The 18235-nt window shown below is 66.2% G+C and carries 17 protein-coding genes; 14 read left to right on the top strand and 3 right to left on the bottom strand.

The genetic code is table 11. The features are described 5' to 3' along the window. Positions 1-84: 84 nt before the first annotated feature. From rph to hemW, 3 genes are read left to right on the top strand one after another with little or no spacing between them, the layout of a single operon-like run. On the top strand, positions 85-798 hold the full coding sequence (rph, locus tag AC0L21_RS24450) for a ribonuclease PH (protein ID WP_085349273.1): 714 nt from the start codon (positions 85-87) through the stop codon (positions 796-798). Between the two features lie 11 nt (positions 799-809). Continuing rightward, positions 810-1445: an RdgB/HAM1 family non-canonical purine NTP pyrophosphatase gene (gene rdgB, locus AC0L21_RS24445; protein ID WP_473264311.1), complete on the top strand. Its 636-nt coding sequence runs from the start codon at positions 810-812 to the stop codon at positions 1443-1445. 16 nt (positions 1446-1461) lie between these two features. Beyond that, positions 1462-2646: a radical SAM family heme chaperone HemW gene (gene hemW, locus AC0L21_RS24440; protein WP_473264362.1), complete on the top strand. Its 1185-nt coding sequence runs from the start codon at positions 1462-1464 to the stop codon at positions 2644-2646. 146 nt (positions 2647-2792) lie between these two features. Here hemW and AC0L21_RS24435 read toward each other — a convergent pair whose 3' ends face one another. Continuing rightward, a complete protein-coding gene (locus tag AC0L21_RS24435; protein ID WP_473264310.1) occupies positions 2793-4046 on the bottom strand; it encodes a penicillin-binding protein activator in 1254 nt (417 codons plus the stop codon). Positions 4047-4397: 351 nt separating this feature from the next. On the opposite strand from AC0L21_RS24435, the gene rsmI reads away from it, so the two are divergent. From rsmI to AC0L21_RS24400, 7 genes are all read left to right on the top strand, one after another. After that, a complete protein-coding gene (gene rsmI / locus AC0L21_RS24430) occupies positions 4398-5348 on the top strand; it encodes a 16S rRNA (cytidine(1402)-2'-O)-methyltransferase (RefSeq protein ID WP_473264309.1) in 951 nt (316 codons plus the stop codon). Next, a complete protein-coding gene (locus tag AC0L21_RS24425) occupies positions 5335-5736 on the top strand; it encodes a YraN family protein (RefSeq protein WP_473264308.1) in 402 nt (133 codons plus the stop codon). The genes rsmI and AC0L21_RS24425 overlap by 14 nt, the downstream gene beginning before the upstream one ends. 10 nt (positions 5737-5746) lie before the next feature. After that, entirely contained in the window at positions 5747-6691 is a 945-nt protein-coding gene (gshB, locus tag AC0L21_RS24420) for a glutathione synthase (RefSeq protein ID WP_027566221.1), read from the top strand. Between the two features lie 446 nt (positions 6692-7137). Beyond that, positions 7138-7941: a Flp pilus assembly protein CpaB gene (gene cpaB / locus AC0L21_RS24415; RefSeq protein WP_473264307.1), complete on the top strand. Its 804-nt coding sequence runs from the start codon at positions 7138-7140 to the stop codon at positions 7939-7941. A gap of 10 nt (positions 7942-7951) precedes the next feature. Next, a complete protein-coding gene (locus AC0L21_RS24410) occupies positions 7952-9469 on the top strand; it encodes a type II and III secretion system protein family protein (protein ID WP_473264361.1) in 1518 nt (505 codons plus the stop codon). A gap of 68 nt (positions 9470-9537) precedes the next feature. After that, complete coding sequence (locus AC0L21_RS24405) at positions 9538-10272, top strand: CpaD family pilus assembly protein (RefSeq protein WP_473264306.1); 735 nt, start codon at positions 9538-9540, stop codon at positions 10270-10272. Next, entirely contained in the window at positions 10269-11558 is a 1290-nt protein-coding gene (locus AC0L21_RS24400; RefSeq protein ID WP_106943964.1) for a CpaE/TadZ family protein, read from the top strand. The genes AC0L21_RS24405 and AC0L21_RS24400 overlap by 4 nt, the downstream gene beginning before the upstream one ends. Before the next feature lie 108 nt (positions 11559-11666). Here the strand turns inward: AC0L21_RS24400 and AC0L21_RS24395 are convergent, their stop codons facing one another. Both AC0L21_RS24395 and AC0L21_RS24390 read right to left on the bottom strand, forming a co-directional pair. Continuing rightward, on the bottom strand, positions 11667-12452 hold the full coding sequence (locus AC0L21_RS24395) for a tetratricopeptide repeat protein (protein WP_473264305.1): 786 nt from the start codon (positions 12450-12452) through the stop codon (positions 11667-11669). A gap of 80 nt (positions 12453-12532) precedes the next feature. Beyond that, positions 12533-12778, bottom strand: a complete 246-nt coding sequence (locus AC0L21_RS24390) for a PilZ domain-containing protein (RefSeq protein WP_007598461.1) — start codon at positions 12776-12778, stop codon at positions 12533-12535. A gap of 228 nt (positions 12779-13006) precedes the next feature. On the opposite strand from AC0L21_RS24390, the gene AC0L21_RS24385 reads away from it, so the two are divergent. The 4 genes from AC0L21_RS24385 (at position 13007) to AC0L21_RS24370 (ending at position 18224) form a co-directional block, all read left to right on the top strand. Beyond that, positions 13007-14545 (top strand): YifB family Mg chelatase-like AAA ATPase, encoded by a 1539-nt coding sequence (locus AC0L21_RS24385; protein ID WP_354254677.1) that lies wholly within the window; start codon positions 13007-13009, stop codon positions 14543-14545. A gap of 98 nt (positions 14546-14643) precedes the next feature. After that, positions 14644-15111 (top strand): hypothetical protein, encoded by a 468-nt coding sequence (locus AC0L21_RS24380; RefSeq protein ID WP_473264304.1) that lies wholly within the window; start codon positions 14644-14646, stop codon positions 15109-15111. A 140-nt stretch (positions 15112-15251) separates the two neighbouring features. Continuing rightward, the gene (locus AC0L21_RS24375) at positions 15252-17477 is read left to right on the top strand and encodes an ATP-binding protein (protein WP_473264360.1); all 2226 of its coding nucleotides are present in this window, start codon (positions 15252-15254) and stop codon (positions 17475-17477) included. Between the two features lie 123 nt (positions 17478-17600). Further along, positions 17601-18224, top strand: coding sequence for a histidine phosphatase family protein (locus tag AC0L21_RS24370; RefSeq protein ID WP_473264303.1), 624 nt, complete (start codon positions 17601-17603; stop codon positions 18222-18224). Positions 18225-18235: the final 11 nt, after the last annotated feature.

Below are 18235 nucleotides of genomic sequence, written 5' to 3'. Positions count from 1 at the left end.
TCGATCTTCCCCCTTGCCGCCCACCCTCACCCCCCCTACAAGCACCGCCAACAGCCCTTTTCCGAGAGTTTTGGAGGATTTCCCATGCGGCCAAGCCGCCGTGCGCCCGATGAATTGCGCCCCGTGACGCTGGAGCGTGGCGTGGTCAAATATGCGGAAGGCTCGTGCCTGGTGAAGTTCGGCGACACCCATGTGCTGGTCACCGCCACGCTGGAAGACCGCCTGCCGCCATGGCTGAAGGGCCAGGGCCGCGGCTGGGTCACCGCCGAATACGGCATGCTGCCGCGCGCGACCTCGGAACGCACCCGCCGCGAGGCCTCCGCCGGAAAACAGAGCGGCCGCACCGTCGAAATTCAGCGCCTGATCGGCCGCTCGCTTCGCACCATCATCAATCTCGAAGCGCTCGGCGAGCGCCAGATCACGGTCGATTGCGACGTGCTCCAGGCCGACGGCGGCACTCGCACGGCCTCGATCACCGGTGCCTGGGTCGCGCTCGCCGATTGCGTCAGCTGGATGAAGGCGCGCAACATGGTCAAAGCCAATGTGTTGCGCGACAACGTCGCCGCGATCTCCTGCGGCATCTACAAGGGCGCGCCCGTGCTCGACCTCGACTATGCCGAGGACTCCGAAGCCGATACCGACGCCAATTTCGTCATGACGGGCGATGGCCGCATCATCGAGGTCCAGGGCACCGCGGAACGCGAGCCGTTCACCGAAGCCGAGTTCCTGGCGTTGATGGCGCTGGCGCGCAAGGGCGTGGCGCGTCTGGTGGACTTGCAGAAACTGGCGGTAGCGTAGTCAATAGGCCGATGCATCGCCGAATCACCGGAAAGCTGGTCATCGCGACCCATAATCCCGGCAAGCTCGCCGAGATGAAGGAGCTGCTCGCGCCTTACGGCATCGATGCCGTGTCGGCCGGCGAGCTCGGCCTTGCCGAGCCGGAAGAAACCGGAAACGATTTCCGCAGCAATGCCGCGATCAAGGCGGTTGCGGCAGCGCAGGCCACCAAGCTGCCGTCCTTCGCCGATGATTCCGGCATCGTGGTCGACGCGCTCGACGGGGCGCCCGGCATCTACTCGGCGCGCTGGGCCGGTCCGAACAAGGATTTTGCCGCGGCAATGGCGCAGATCGAGCGTCTGCTGCAGGAGCGCGGCGCGACCACGCCCGCCAAGCGCAAGGCGCATTTCGTTTCCGCGCTCTGCGTTGCATGGCCCGACCATCATCTCGAAGAGGTCGAGGCGCGCGTCGACGGCACGCTGGTGTGGCCGCCGCGCGGCACCGCCGGCTTCGGCTACGACCCGATGTTTTTGCCCGACGGCCACAGCCGCACCTTCGGCGAGATGGAGAGCATCGAGAAGCACGGCCTGCCGCCGCTCGGTCTCGGCCTGTCGCATCGTGCCCGCGCCTTCGTGAAACTGGCGGAGATCTGCCTTGAGCCGCGCTAGAGCGTTTTCGAGCGAAGTGGATACCGGTTCGCGCCAGGAAAACGCGTCAAAACAAGAATCCGAAGCCTTCGGCGTCTACGTGCACTGGCCGTTCTGCCTGTCGAAGTGCCCCTATTGCGACTTCAACAGCCATGTCCGCCACGCCGCGATCGACGAGGCGCGTTTTGCGTCAGCATTCGCGCGTGAGATCGAAACGACCGCGCAACGTTCGCCCGGCCGCGAAGTCACCTCGATCTTTCTCGGCGGCGGCACGCCATCCCTGATGCAGCCTGCGACCGTCGGCGCTGTGCTCGATGCCATCGGCAAGCACTGGACCGTGGCGAAAGACGTTGAAGTCACGCTGGAGGCAAACCCAACCAGCGTCGAAGCCACGCGCTTCGCCGGCTATCGCGCCGCCGGCGTCAACCGCGTCTCGCTCGGCGTGCAGGCGCTCGACGATGCCTCGCTGAAGGCGCTGGGCCGCATGCACAGCGCGCGCGAGGCCCTCGACGCGGTCGCCATCGCGCGCCGCTCGTTCGATCGTTATTCGTTCGACCTGATCTACGCCCGTCCCGACCAGACGCCGGCGATGTGGGCCGATGAATTGCGTCTCGCGATCGACGAGGCAGCCGAGCATCTGTCGCTCTATCAGTTGACGATCGAAGAAGGCACGCCGTTCTTCGGCCTGCATCAGGCCGGCAAGCTGAAGACGCCGGATGAAGCGATCGCACGCGCGCTCTACGACGTCACGCAGGAAACCTGCGACAAGCTCGGCCTGCCCGCCTACGAGATTTCAAATCACGCGCGGCGGGGCGCCGAGTGCCGGCACAATCTGGTCTACTGGCGCGGCGAGGAATATGCCGGCATCGGCCCCGGTGCCCATGGCCGGCTCGACATCGACGGCATTAGGCACGCGACCGCTACCGAGAAGCGTCCCGAGGCCTGGGTGATGCGGGTCGAGACCAACGGGCACGGCGTCGTCACTGACGATCTCCTCAACAGCGAAGAGCGCGCCGACGAATTTCTGCTGATGGGGTTGCGCCTTGCCGAGGGCATCGACCCCGAGCGCTACCGCGCGCTGTCAGGCCGCTCGCTCGATCCCAAGCGCATCACGCTGCTGCGCGAAGAAGGCGCGATCACCGTGGATGCAACGGGGCGGCTGCGCGTGACCAGCAGCGGTTTTCCGGTGCTGGACGCAGTGGTCGCGGATCTCGCGGCGTAAGGTCTCGACCGAATTCGGCGGTGCGCTCCCTCGCCCGCTTGCGGGAGAGGGTTGGGGAGAGGGTGTCTCCGGGACAACCGCTAGAGGAAAGAACCCTCACCCGGCGCTACGCGCCGACCTCTCCCGCAAGCGGGAGAGGTGAACCATCAAGCCCCAAAACTCTTCGGCGAGCCGGCCACGGCTACGCCGCCGCCCGTCGTGACCTTCATCACCGCGAGGCCCCGCTCATTGGTGCCGTCGGCGCGGAAGCGGAACAGGCCGTCGATGCCGGCGAAGCCGGAAGGATTGGTGAGCACGTCGGACGAGAAGCGCGTGGTGCCTTGCGTGCGCGCCAGCGCGGCGACCAGGGCAACCGCATCATAGGCGAGCGTTGCGGTGCGCACGGGCTCGGCGCCGTATTTGGTACGATAGCGGCCGGAGAAGGCGCGGAAGCCGGCCGGGTCCGGCGCGGCGTAGAGGCCGCCTTGCAAGCTTGAACTGGCATAGACGCGCGGACTGTCCCACAGGCCGGTGCCGAGCAGCTGGATATTGCGCAGGTTAGCACCCGCGGCGCTCAACGCATCGGCGACAGAGACGACGGCGTCGCCATCATCGGCGATGAACAGCGCATCGGCGCTGCCGAGCTGCTGCGCCACGGTCCGGGCCGGCGTGGCGCGATCGGCGCCGTATTTCTCGAATGCGACGATGCGCCCGCCGCGGCGCGGCACTGCCGCCTTCACCGCGGCCTCGACCACATTGCCATAGGCATTGTCCGGCACCAGAACGGCGACGGAGCGCTTTCCGATGCTGGCGGAATATTCGACGATGCGGTTGACGTCGGACTCCGGCAGGAAGCTCAGCAGATAGACACCGCGGCCGGCGATGCTGGAATCGGTCGAGAACGCTATCACCGAAATGCCGCGCGTACGCGCGATCTGCGCCACCGCAGGCACCGATTGCGCGAACAGCGGCCCCAGGATGATCTCGGCGCCCTCGTCGACCGCCTGCTGCGCGCTCGCCTGCGCGCCCTGCGGGCTGCCATTGTCGTCCTTGATCAGGAGCTGGATGTTGGGATTCTGGAACTCGGCCAACGCCATCTCGGCGGCATTGCGCATCGACTGCGCAGCGAGGCCGGCATTGCCGGATGCCGACAGCGGCAGGATCACGGCAACCTTCACCCCGCCGGTGCCGGCGGTCGTCGCCTGCTGCGGCGGGCCAGCCGGCTGGGCGGGAGGCGGAGAGGAACTACTGAACGGATTGGAGAACTGGCTCAGGCTCTGCTGCACGCCGGCGCAGGCCGACAGCAGCGGCGCGCCGAGCAACAGGCCGAGCGCGCTTCGCCGGGTCGCCCCTGACATCAGGGGCCCCTGAACGGGAGACTCCTCCGAAGAGGAATATCTGGGATCACGTGGGCCCGTCATGACAGTTTCTCTTCTGACCGACCGTCGCCAGCCGGTCACGACATCTTTCCACGACACCGGCCATGGATTCAGGCATATTGTCGGCAAATAGTTAACTCAAACAAAAGGATAATGCCCGCTTAACGCGGCTTCCTCTCAAGTTCTGGCTCGCTGTCCGCCGTCCGTCACCCAGCATCAAGGCGGCGTTTCCGCCGCGAATATGGCGCTGACGCTTCATTCCCTCGGGAATGTGATGTCGAGTGGATCACATTCCAGTCCTTCCTCGCCCCTTGCCTCGCCCCTTGCCCAGGCACGATCTTTTTCCGGGGACCGGTTCCCAGCCCCGGGGATCATGCCTAAGTTCGTCTGATTATGCGCGCAAAGCCGTCCCCGATAAATACACCTGAGACGACGGAGCCCGCCTCGCGCGGTTTCTCCATCGACGCCCATCGGCTTGTCGCGCCGAAGGCCGCACCGGGCCTGCACCTGGTCGCGACCCCCATCGGCAATCTCGGTGACATCACCCTGCGGGCGCTGCAAACCCTCGCCGGGGTCGATGTCATCGCCTGCGAGGACACCCGCATTACGCGACGTCTGACCGAGCGCTACGACATCTCCGCGCAGCTCAAGCAGTATCACGAGCATAACGCGGAAGCGGCCCGCCCGAAGATCCTGGAGCGGCTTTCGCAGGGCGGCTCGATCGCGCTGGTGTCGGACGCCGGCACGCCGCTGATCTCGGACCCCGGCTACAAGCTGGTGCGCGAGGTCTGCGCCGCCGGCCACGCGGTCTACGCGCTGCCCGGTCCGTCCTCGGTGCTGGCGGCACTGTCGGTCGCAGCGCTGCCGACCGACCGCTTCTTCTTCGAAGGCTTCCTGCCGGCGAAATCGGCCGCGCGGCGGTCGCGCCTGGCCGAGCTTGCGCGCATCGATGCGACGCTGGTGATGTTCGATTCCGGCAACCGCGTGCAGGACACGCTCGCCGAGCTCGCCGAGATCATGGGGACCCGCGAAGCCGCGATCTGCCGCGAGCTGACGAAACTGCACGAGCAGATTTCGCGCGCGACGCTGTGTGAGCTCGCGCGCGGCGCCGACACGCTGGAGACGCGCGGAGAATTCGTGCTGGTGATCGCTCCGCCTGCGGCGGATGCCGAGATGCTGACATCGGACGCGCTCGACGACGTCCTGCGCGAGCAGCTCGCCGCGAACAGCGTCAAGGATGCGGTTGCGCATGCGGTCGCGCTCTCGGGCCGGCCGCGCCGCGAGGTCTATGCCCGCGCGCTCGAGCTTGCCAAAGATCTGCGGGGCGGCGATGGCGAAGACTAACGCCCCGGCGGAACCGAAAATCGCCTCGCCCGAGCGCGTCGCCGCGTTTCGTACCGGCATCTCCGCGGAAAGCCGCGCCGCGGCCTATCTCATGGCCAAAGGTTACCGCATCCTCGCCAAACGCTACCGGACGCCGCATGGCGAGATCGACATCGTGGCGCGCCGCCGCAATTTGATTGCATTCGTCGAGGTCAAGGCGCGCGCGACGCTGGACGACGCCGCCTTCGCGGTGACGCCGCGCCAGCAGCAGCGCATCATCGACGCCGCGCAAGGCTGGCTCGTCGCGCATCCCGAGCATGCGGAATTTGAAATGCGATTCGATGCCATGCTGATTGCGCCGCGGTCACTTCCACGCCATGTGTTGGCGGCATTCGACGCCTCGACCTGAAAGGCAGACCATGAAACTGAACGTCGCCGTCCAGATGGACCCCATCGCCCGCATCAACATCAAGGGTGATTCCACCTTTGCGCTGCTCCTGGAGGCTCAGAAGCGCGGCCACGGCCTGTCCTATTACACGCCCGACAAGCTCTCGATGGTCGGCGAGGAGATCGTCGCTCCCGTTCAGCTGCTCACCGTGCGCGACGAGCCCGGCAATCATTTCACCCTGGGCGAACCCAGGCGCGAGGCGCTCAACGGCTTCGACGTGGTGCTGCTGCGCCAGGATCCGCCGTTCGACCTCGCCTACATCACCTCGACGCACCTTCTCGAACGCATCCATCCGAAGACGCTCGTCGTCAACGATCCCGCCTCGGTGCGCAACGCGCCGGAGAAGCTGTTCGTGATGAACTTTCCGCAGCTGATGCCGCCGACGCTGATCTCGCGCGACCTCGACGAGATCAACGCGTTTCGCGACAGGCACGGCGCCGTCGTCATGAAGCCGCTGCACGGCCACGGCGGCGCGGCGGTGTTCCGCGTGATGCCGCAGGACATGAATTTCGGCTCGCTGTTCGACATGTTCTCGGTGACATTCAAGGAAGCCTGGGTGATCCAGCAGTTCATCCCCGAGGTGAAGCACGGCGACAAGCGCATCATCCTGATCAACGGCGAGTTCGCCGGCGCCGTGAATCGCGTCCCGGCCGCCGACGACCTTCGCTCCAACATGGTGCGCGGCGGCGCAGCGCAGGAGACCGAGCTCACGCCGCGCGAGCGCGAGATCTGCGCCACCGTCGGCCCGGCGCTGCGCGAGCGCGGGCTGTTGTTCGTGGGCATCGACGTCATCAACGGCAACCTCACCGAGATCAACGTGACCTCGCCGACCGGCATCCGCGCCATCGCGCGGCTCGGCGGACCGGACGTTGCCGCAAAGCTCTGGGACGTGATCGAACAGAAGCGGGCGAAGTAGGGGAGCGCACTACCTCTCCAACGTCGTCCTGGCGAAGGCCGGGACCCATAGCCACAGGGCGTGGTTTGGCGAAGACTCGTCGTTGGTACTTCTGTCTTCTACAATCGAGAGATCACGCGGTATGAGTCCCGGCCTTCGCCGGGACGACAGCGATGGTGTGGCGCATTGCTTCCGGCTCTTAGCCATGACACCGCACCCGCACATCACTAACCACGCATTCACCATGACGCGGCGCGCATCGTTCGAACGCACGGGCCGCGACTGCGTGAAACTACGGGGCCAGTGGCCGACCGGCTAACGCGACGTTCACCATCTGCCGAAAGACCCCAGCGCGGCCAGCGCTCACATTCGGCCTCGCAACACCGCTTATACTTTTACTGCCTACTCATCGACGTTGGGGAACCCGCCAGGTGCGGTTCGAGTGCCCTGCGTAAGAGTAGAAGCGTATGAACACCGCACGCATTGTCGTTCTCGTCATCGCGCTGGGCGCCGGCGGCGTCGCTGCGTATCTGGCGAGCGGCTATGACAACAAGCCCGCGCCCGTTCTCCCCGTCGCCGAGAAGCTGCCGACGGTCGAGGTGCTGGTCGCCAAGAACGACATCCAGCTCGGTCAAGCCGTGAAGCCCGAGGACCTGCAATGGCAGGTCTGGCCGGCGGCGACCGCGAGCAGCGCCTTCATCCGCCGCGACAACAGGCCCGAGGCGCAGATCCAGATCGCAGGCTCGATCGCACGCGTGCCATTGATGCAGGGCGAGCCGATCCGCGAGCAGAAGCTGGTCAAGGCCGACGGCTCCGGCTTCATGGCCGCGATCCTGCCGTCGGGCATGCGCGCCGTCTCCACCGAGATTTCAGCAGAGACCGGCGCCGGCGGCTTCATCCTGCCGAATGACCGCGTCGACATCGTGCTGACCCGCCGCCTGAAGAATCCTGACGGGGCCGCCGGTAACGACCTCATCCTGTCCGAAGCGATCCTGACCAATATCCGCGTGCTCGCGATCGACCAGGCGCCAAAGGAAAAGGACGGCCAGAATGCCGTCGTCGGCAGGACCGTCACGCTCGAGCTCAAACCCGACCAGGTCGGCACGCTATCGGCGGCGCGCCAGGGCGGCACGCTGACACTCGCGCTGCGCAGCATCGTCGATGCCAACTCGGTCGACAGCACGCCCGAGGACCTGGCGAGCAAGCGGTCGGGCGGGGTCAACGTGATCCGCTACGGCGTACAGGCGCGGCAACTGACGTCACAGAAGTGATGGGGATATGATGAACTACGGGGATGATCGGACGGGCATGCGCATTCGGGGGAATCGCGCGCGCTCGTTCTGGACGGGGACGATACTGATCCTGGGGCTCCTCGCAGCCCCCGATATCGTCAGCGCCGCAGATGCGCCGGTCGGCGACCAGGCGCCGATGCAGGCAGCGGATCTCGATGTGTCGCCGGTCGGAACGATCGTGCCTGCGAAGACGCGCTTCCTGTCGCTCGGCGTCGGCAAGTCCGCCGTCATCGACCTGCCGCGCGACGTCAAGGACGTGCTGGTCGCCGATCCCAAGATCGCCAATGCCGTGATCCGCTCGGCCCAACGCGCCTATATCATCGGCGGACAGGTCGGCCAGACCAACGTCGTGTTCTTCGCCGCCGACGGCCAGCAGGTGGCTGCCTACGACATCGCGGTGAAGCGCGATCTCAACGGCATGCGCACGGCGCTGCGTCAGTCGCTGCCGGGCGTGCAGATCGAAGGCGTGGGCGACAGCGTGATGCTGACCGGCTCGGTGTCGAGCCCGGTCGAGGCGCAGCAGGCCGGCGACGTCGCCGCCAAACTGGTCGGCGGCTCCGAGAAGGTGGTCAACAACATCGTCGTGCGCGGCCGCGACCAGGTGATGCTCAAGGTCGTCGTCGGCGAAGTGCGCCGCGATATCGTCAAGCAGTTGGGCGTCGATCTCAGCGCCAGCCTGAACGCCGGCACCGCAGTGGTGAACTTCAACAATTCCAACCCGTTCTCGGTCAGCGGTGGACCGATCGTCAGCAACAACGGATTAGGTGTCGCCGGCCTCACCAAGGGCTTCGCGACCGTCAGCGCCACGATGCGCGCGATGGAAAGTGCCGGTGTCATGCGCACGCTCGCCGAGCCGAGCCTGACCGCGATCTCCGGCGAATCCGCCACCTTCATCGCCGGCGGCGAATTCCCCATTCCGTCGGGCTATGCCTGCGATCCTGTCACCCACGTTTGTACCACCCAGATCACCTACAAGAAGTTCGGCATCTCCCTGAACTTCACCCCGGTCGTACTGAGCGAGGGCCGGATCAGCCTGCGGGTGATGACCGAGGTATCCGAGTTGTCGAACCAGAGCGCCATCACGGTGACCCAGGCGCTGTCGTCGAGCTCGACCAACTCGATCACGATTCCCTCGATCCAGACCCGTCGCGCCGAAACGACACTGGAAATTCCCTCGGGCGGTTCGATGGCGATGGCCGGCCTGATCCAGCAGCAGACCAAACAGGCGATCAACGGCCTGCCCGGCGTCGACCAGGTGCCGATCATCGGCGCGCTGTTCCGCAGCCAGGACTTCGTCAACAACGAAACCGAGCTGATGGTGATCGTGACCCCCTATGTGGTGCGCGCGGTGGCTCAGAAGGAACTGTCCCGGCCCGACGACGGCTTTGCGCCGGCCTCTGACGCCCAGACGGCGCTGCTCGGCCGCATGAACCGCCTCTACGGCATCGCGCGCCGCGTCGATCCGATCGCGGGCACGCCCGGCGATTTCGGCTTCATCATCGACTGATGGCGAACGGACGGCTTGGGGAACGGGACAAGAGACGGGCGAGAGATGGGGCACGAGGGGACGAAGCGATGACGAAGACCATGGCCGATCGACGTCGCAAGTTGAGCGTCGCGCTGGCGCTGACGGGGCTCTCCGTCATGCTGGGCGCCTGCAACACCACCGGCGAGATCGTCACCCAGACGGTGCCGACCGACTATCGCCAGCGTCACCCGATCGCGGTCGAGGAAGCCAAGAAGTCGATCGTGATCTTCGTCGGCAAGGCTCGCGGCGGCCTCTCGGCCGCGCAGCACGCGGACGTCGCCGGCATTGCCCGGGACTGGGTGCGCGAAGGCACCGGCTCGGTCGTGGTCGACGTCCCCGCCAACGCCGCGAATTCGCGCGCGGCCGCAGCGACCTATCACGAGATCCGTTCCGTGCTCGCATCCGTCGGCGTGCCCTCGCGTGCCATCGTCCAGCACCCCTATCGGCCCGAGGATCCCGGACTGCTGCCCACCATCCGCCTGAGCTATTCCCGGATCGCCGCGGTCGCCGGCCCCTGCGGGCTGTGGCCGGAAGATATCGGCCCCTCCATCCTCGACCCCGGCTACAACGAGAACCAGCCCTATTTCAATCTGGGCTGCGCCAGCCAGCGCAACCTCGCGGCCATGATCGACAATCCGGCCGACCTCGAGCAGCCGCGGTCCGAGACGCCGGCCTATAACGCACGGCGCGACATGGCCTTCGAGCGCTATCGCAAGGGCACGCCGATCGGGACCACCAATCCAGACGCCGACAAGGCCAAACTCAGCGACACAGGCAGATGACACGCGTCCACGACGAAGAAGCGGACGATCCGCAGCACCCCGAGGAACACATTGCGCCGGTTCCTCGCATCTCCGTGCAGGCCTTTTGCGAGACCGAGCAGACGCTCGCCGCGGTGACCGCGGCCGGGCAGGATCGCCGTCTCGCCAAGGCGCATCTCACCGCCAAGGACGGCGGCCTCGCTGCGGCCATCGAAGTCTATGAAACGATGCCGACGCCGAACGTCATCGTGATCGAATCCGACGGCACGCGCGACATCCTCGAGGGCCTCGACGACCTCGCCGGCGTCTGCGATCCCGGCACCCGTGTGGTCGTGATCGGCAATCCCAACGACACCGCGCCCTATCGCGAGCTGGTCCGCCGCGGCGTCAACGACTATGTGGTGGGACCGGTCGAAACGCTCGACGTCGTCCGCTCGATCTGCAGCCTGTTCTCGGCGTCCGAAACCATCATCACCGGCCGCGTCATCGCGGTGGTCGGCGCCAAGGGCGGTGTCGGTGCCTCCACCGTCGCGCACAACGTGGCCTGGACCATCGCCCGCGACCTCGCGCTCGATTCCGTCGTGATCGATCTCGACCTCGCCTTCGGTACCGCGGGTCTCGACTACAACCAGGACCCGGTGCAGGGCATCGCCAATGCGGTGCTGTCACAGGACCGGCCGGACACGGCCCTGATGGAGCGTCTGCTCTCCAAATGCACCGAGCGGCTCAGCCTCCTTGCTGCGCCTGCCACCCTCGACCGCGTCTACGATTTCGGCGCGGAGGCCTTCGACGCGGTGTTCGACACGCTACGGATGACCACGCCCTGCATCGTGCTCGACGTTCCCCACCAATGGTCCGGCTGGACCCGACGCGCGCTGGTCAACGCGGACGACATCGTGATCGTGGCCGAGCCCGATCTTGCGAACCTGCGCAACACCAAGAACATGCTGAACGTGTTGAAGGCGGCGCGGCCGAACGACCGGCCACCGCTCTACTGCATCAACCAGGTCGGCATGCCCAAGCGTGCGGAGATCGAGGTCAAGGCCTTCGCCAAGACCATGGAGAGCCAGCCTATCGCGGTGATCCCGTTCGATTCGAAGCTGTTCTCGACCGCGGCCAACAACGGCCAGATGATCGCGGAGGTCTCCAAGAGCCACCGCACCACCGAGCTGTTCCAGAACATGGCGAACCGCCTTGCCGGGCGCGGCGAGGTGAAGAAGCCGAAGCGCTCGCTGCTCGGCCCGCTGCTGAAGAAGCTGAAGGGCAGGTCGGGGCGCGGATCAGCCCCGCATCGCAAGGCGTCGTAGGGACGAGAGCTGAACTCTCTCCGTTCCCTCCCCCCTTGTGGGGGAGGGAACGCACCTCCCTCGGTGCGCTCGGCGAGGCTCAATCTGTCGAGCTCAGGAACGAGCCGGTTACTTCTCCGCCCGCTGCTGCTTCTTCACCAGCAATTGCCGCAGCGCCGTGACCTTTGCCGCCGCTTGATCCGGCGGCAGGTCGGCCTTCACGATGGTCTCGGCCTCCGCCTGCTTTCCTTCCAGTCCCAGCACGAGCGCGAGATTGGCGCGCACGCGCGAATCGGCGGGATTGCGCGCGTGCGCACGGCGCATCGTTTCCTCCGCCCGCGGCAGATTGTTCTGCAGCATGTAGGACAGTCCGAGATTGGACAGCACCGACGGCTCGTCCGGCACGATCTTCAGCGCGGCGGCGTAGTATTGCTGCGCTTCCTCGTTGCGGCCGAGCTGATCGAGCGCGGCGCCCTGCGCCGACAGAATATGCCAGTCGGGATCCTCGGGCGAATGCGCGCGACCGAGGACGTCGAACGCCTGCTGGAAACTGCCGCTGTCGGCGAGCGCGCGGCCATAGCCGGCGAGCAGCGCCTTGTTGTTGGAATGGGTGAGCACGGCCTGCTCCAGCACCGCGAGCGCCTGCGCGCGCTGGCCGGTCTGACGCAACGCCTTGCCGTATTCGAGCGCGATGTTGGGATCGCCAGGTTTGGCACGATAGCGCTCGCGCAGCGCGTCCATGTCCGGCCTCACGTCGGGCTTGGTGTCGGCCCTGCCAGCCGTGTCCGACTTTCCGCCGAGCGCGCCGGTGATGTCTTCGATGCCGGTGGTCTGACAGCCGCCGAGGGCCAGGATCAGAAGCGCGGAAAACAGATATCTCGCCGGAGGAGAGGCGACGGACGAACGCTTGGACATACTCTGATCACTCGGCGACTGATCAGAGATGCTTACCGATTAACGCTAAAGTCCCGTTAAGGCGGGGCGCTTCCGATGGCTCAGTCGGTGAATTCAGCGCCGAACTCGCAGCCGATGCGCCAGCGCAGGCGGCACTGGCGGGAATAGTCGGGTGCGAAGATGATGGTGAATTGCGGCGGCACTTCCAGAAATTCCGCCACTACTTTCACGCCGCCATCCGAAATATCGGTGATCGTGCAGTCCCGCGGCAGCGAACCCGCGCCAAAATGAATCTTGGCGAGCCGCGTGCACATCCGTCGTTCGCTTCTCCGGCGATTTGCAAGCATTTGAATTGTTCACCCGTTAGACCACGGCCCATCCCGCACCCCTAGGAGTAGCGGACATTCGTTGGAATGTGCTGAGCAGAGCAGCTTGCATTCGAGGCGTAGTGTCTTCGTCGTGTTTACGATCGGTTAGGGCCTTCCAGGCCCCCTCAACACGTTCCCGTATTGTTCTTGCAAGGACTGGCCCGCTCTGCTACCCCTAATTGTGCAAAAGGGCAGGCTGGTTCGGGCATGGTTCAGCGGGTTTCTACCGTCGCCTTTGAGGGGATCGAGGCCCGCGCGGTCGACGTGCAGGTGCAGGTCGCGCCCGGTCTGCCGGCCTTCGCGATCGTCGGTCTCCCGGACAAGGCGGTGTCGGAGGCGCGCGAGCGGGTCCGCTCGGCGCTGATCGCCTCGGGGCTGGCGCTGCCGGCGCGGCGGATCACCGTCAATCTCGCGCCCGCCGATCTGCCCAAGGAAGGCAGCCATTATGACCTGCCGATCGCGCTCGGGCTGATGGGGGCGATCGGCGCGATTCCACCGGATGCACTGACCGGCTTCACCGTTCTGGGTGAGCTTGGCCTCGACGGATCGATCGCGCCGGTGGCCGGTGTCCTTCCTGCCGCAATCGGCGCCAATGTGCGCGAGGAGGGGCTGATCTGTCCGGCGGCTTGCGGCTCGGAAGCGGCATGGGCGAGCCCGGACATCCAGATCATCGCCGCAAGTTCACTGATCCAGATCGCGAACCATTTCAAGGGAACGCAGGTGCTGTCGCGGCCGGTGCCGAAGGTGCATGAAGCAGCAAGCTCGCCCCTCGACCTGCGCGACATCAAGGGCCAGGAGAGCGCCAAGCGGGCGCTGGAGATCGCGGCCGCCGGCGGTCATCACCTGCTCATGATCGGCGCGCCCGGCGCCGGCAAATCGATGCTGGCGGCACGCCTGCCCTCGATCCTGCCACCGTTGTCACCGGGCGAGTTGCTCGAGGTTTCGATGATCGCCTCTGTTGCCGGCGAGATCGAGGGCGGCGCGCTGACGGCGCGGCGGCCGTTTCGCTCGCCGCATCATTCCGCCAGCATGGCCGCGCTTACCGGCGGCGGCATGCGCGCACGGCCCGGCGAGATCTCGCTCGCGCATCAGGGCGTGCTGTTCCTCGACGAGCTCCCCGAATTCGATCCGCGCGTGCTGGATTCGCTGCGCCAGCCGCTGGAGAACGGCGAGGTCTCGGTCTCCCGCGCCAACCACCGCGTCACCTATCCCGCGCGCTTCATGCTGGTCGCCGCGATGAATCCCTGCCGCTGCGGCAATGCGTTCGAGCCCGGCTATGCCTGCAAGCGCGGTCGCATCGATCGCTGCACGGGCGACTACCAGGCCCGCATCTCGGGGCCGCTGATGGACCGCATCGATTTGCGCATCGAGGTTCCCGCGGTGACCGCGGCCGATTTGATCCTGCCGCCGCCGGCGGAGGGTTCGGCCGAAGTCGCCGCGCGCGTGGCCGCCGCGCGCGACATCCAGCTCGCGCGCTACGCGGACGCCGGCCTGCCGAAGGTTCGCACCAACGCCGAAGCCCCGGCCTCGGTGCTGGAGGAGATCGCCAAGCCGGATGCGCAAGGCCAGAAGCTGCTGCGCGACGCCGCCGAGACCATGCGGCTGTCGGCGCGTGGCTATCACCGCGTGCTGCGGGTGGCGCGCACGCTGGCCGATCTCGACGGCGCCGACAAGATCGGCCGGCTGCATCTGGCCGAAGCACTGTCCTATCGCGCACTCGCGGAGGATGTGCGGCAGCTGGCGTGATCATTCCGCGCATCAACCCGGCGGTAACGAGTTTCCTTTACGCTCTGCAAACCATAAGGCCCATCAGTTCCCGTACGGGGCCCGGCGAGTAGCGTGTCATGTTGCGTTTCAATATCCTGGCCTCGGTTATTCCCGTTTTGGCGGCCGCGGTGTTTGCCCGCAGCGAGATCGGATCGGTCTCGCATCCCTGCATCGCCCTCGGCGACACCTCGGTCGAGCTGACGTCGCTGTTCTGGACCGCCGGCGTGCATGTCGCCTTCACGGATGATCCCGCGCGCGCCACGGTGCGGGTTCAGATCACCGAGGATGCGGACGCTGCCGACTTCGCGGTCGTCGACGACGGCCTCGGGTCGGAATCGGAGTCCTGCCAGGCCAACCCCTCGACGCGCCTGATCTCGATTGCCGCGCAGCCCGTCGACGGCGGCCAGGTGGTCTATCTCTCCACCGAAGGGCCGGCGGATTACCGCGTCTATGTGCGCTCGAAAACCTTCTCGCAGCGCGAGGCCGCGGCGCTAATCGTCGGCGCCCGCGGCGGCCACCGTCATCTCCAGGCCGCCTCGCTTTGAGCCGCCTCGCTTTGCGCCGTTAACGCCTCGTCAACCCTGTTTGGAGGCGGTCGCGACACCTCAAACTGTTCGCAAGGTCGGCGGCACATCGTCGTTTACAGCGAGCACAGGTTTTTACGAAAAGAGTCGGGTCGGTGGCGATGGATCGGACGTTCCGGATCAAGGTGCGCATGCGCCGCTTCAGGCGACAGTACCCCAGAATCGCCTTCGCGATCCGCTCCATCATGATCTTCTCGGCGACCTTCGGCGGCGCCTATGGGTTTGTCTCCGGCAGCCGGTCCGAGACGTCCGGCTACGATCCCAATGCGTTTGCGATCGGCGTCAGCTTCCTGTTCGCGCTCGCCTGCCTCGGCCTCGCCACGCTCAGCATGCGCCTGCGCTTCGTCAACAAGCGGATGCGTGCACTGGCCGCCCACAACGAAACGCTGATCGACCGCAATTGGGAGCTGAAGGAAGCCGAAGAACGCGCTCGCAGCCTGTTCGAACAGCAGGGCGATCTGATCGTGCTGCGTGACACGAGCGGCCGCATCACGTTCGCCAACGACGCCTATTGCGCGCTTGCCAGACAGGCGCGCCGCGCGCTGGTCGGCACGCGCTTTGATTTCGACGTGCTGGAGCAGGGCGACAGCGCCCGCGAGAGCAACGGAACGCGGATTCACGACCAGAAGATCGCAACGCCGCTTGGCGGGCGCTGGATCGCCTGGCGCGAAGGCTATGTCCGCGTCGATGCCGGCCAACCCGCCGAATTGCAAAGCGTCGGACGCGATGTCACCGACCGCACCGAGACCGAGCGTGCGCTGTCCGACGCCCGCGATCAGGCCGACGCCGCCAACCGGGCGAAATCGCGCTTCCTGGCCATGGCCTCGCACGAGATCCGCACGCCGCTCAACGGCATCATCGGCATGGGCGGGCTGCTGCTCGACACCTCCCTGACGCCGGAGCAGTCGACCTACGCCAGGGCCGTGAAGACCTCGGGCGAAGCGCTGATGGCGCTGATCGAGGAGTTGCTCGACTATTCCAAGATCGAAGCCGGCAAGCTCGATCTCGAGCAGCGTCCCTTCGCGCTCTCAGGCCTGATCGAGGACATCACCGAGCTGCTCGCGCCCCGCGCGCAGGCGAAGCAGCTCGAGATCGCCGCCTATGTCGACGAACGGCTGCCGCTCGAAGTGGTCGGCGATGCCGCGCGGCTGCGCCAGGTGCTGCTCAACCTCGCGGGCAACGCCATCAAGTTCACTGCGAGCGGCGGCGTCGCGCTGATCGTCGAGCCCGGCATCTGGCCGAACGAGATCAGCTTTCTGGTGCGCGACACCGGCATCGGCATCGCAGCCGACGCGCAACAGCGCATTTTCCGCGAATTCGAGCAGGCCGACGAACGCGTCGCCCGCACCTATGGCGGCACCGGCCTCGGTCTCGCCATCAGCGAGCGCATCGTCAAGCGCATGGGCGGCCGCATCACGCTCACGAGCGAGCCGGACAAGGGTTCGACCTTCGAAGTCGCGATTCCGCTCGCGTCAAAGCACGTCGATCCGGAACAGACGGCATTCCCCAGTCCCGATCTCGCGGGCAAGTCGATCCTGCTGATTGCCGACGGCATCGAGGCGTCACTGATCGCGCGGCGACTCGAGCGCTGGGGCGGCCAGACCTGCATGGTGACGGACGCCGCGGTGGCGGAAGCGCTGCTGCCGGAACGCTCATGGCATTCGGTGCTGATCGATCGCGCGCTCGGCGCCGCCATCGCCGACCGCCTCGGCGAAGCCGCACGCAGCCATGCGACGCAACGCCTCGTGCTGCTGACGTCCGGCTCGCGCCACGAGAAACTCTCGCCGGCCTTCACCGGCTTCCTGGTGAAGCCGCTGCGCGCGGCCTCGCTCGCTGCACGCCTCGCGCTGCCCCCGGAGGTCGCCTCGCCCGATCTCGCGCCAGAGCCATCGGCCTCATCCACCGGCCCGGTACCGGCGAAAGGCCTGTCGGTTCTCGTCGCCGAGGACAACGAGATCAATGCGCTGTTGATGCGCTCGCTGCTGACGAAACTCGGCCACCGCGTCGTCATCGCGATCAATGGCGAGGCCGCGTTGGAATCCTGGCTCGGCGCGTCATCAGCCGGCACGCCCTATGATCTCGTGCTGATGGACATCCAGATGCCGCAGCTCGATGGCATCGAAACGACGAAACGAATCCGTGCGCATGAGGCCACCAAAGGTGGCCACCACACGCCGATCCTGGCGCTCACCGCCAATACGCTGGTGGAAGATCGCTATGCCTGCTTTGAAGCGGGCATGAACGGGTTTCTGATCAAGCCGCTCGATCGCGAGAAGCTGGAAGAGGCGCTGGCCGGACTGGCGGCGGCGCGGCAGCTGGCGGTTTGATACAGGACCGCTCGACGTTTCCGCGCATGGGAACTTCATATCCATCGGCATTCGAGAATTGAAATCGACCCCGCTGCACGTCACCATCCTCCAAGGGGCGTTTTCAAGAAGAGGATGTCGGACATGAAACTGCTTTGCTGCCTCGCCATTGTCCTGCTCTCTGGATCCACCCCCGCCGCGGCCGATAGCTCGGAACTGATCGCCTCGCTCAAGCAAGGCGGCTACGTGCTGGTGTTTCGGCACACCGCCACCGACGACAGCCAAAAGGATGTCTACCCTTTCAAGTTCGACGACATGAGCGCCCAGCGGCAGCTCAGTGAAAAGGGCCGCGACATGGCGCGCCAGATCGGGACGGCCATCAAGGAACTCGCAATTCCGATCGGCGACGTCTACACCAGCAAGCTGAACCGCGCGATCGAGGCGGGCAGGCTGATCTCCGGCCGCGAGGTCAAGCCGGTCGATGCGTTGACGGACAGCAGCAACGCGAGTGCGTCGGGCATGGCAAATCCGACCGGTGCAAACGCAAAGGCGGGCCAGGCCGTGCGGCAGCTCGTCGACGCGCCGCCCAAAGCCGGCACCAACACCTTCCTGGTCACCCACAAGACCAACATCGCCGATGCCTTCGGCAAGGAAGCCGGGGACGTGCAGGAAGGCGAAGCTTTCGTCTACAAGGCCGGCGGCTCGGGTCCCGCAACCTTTGCAGGACGCATCAAGTTCGCCGACTGGACCGCGAAAGCAGACAAGTGACGGCCCGGACT

Source organism: Bradyrhizobium sp. WSM4873 (assembly GCF_055811355.1).
The sequence above is the reverse complement of the archived record's forward strand: the minus strand, read 5'-3'. Positions and strand labels throughout refer to the sequence as shown.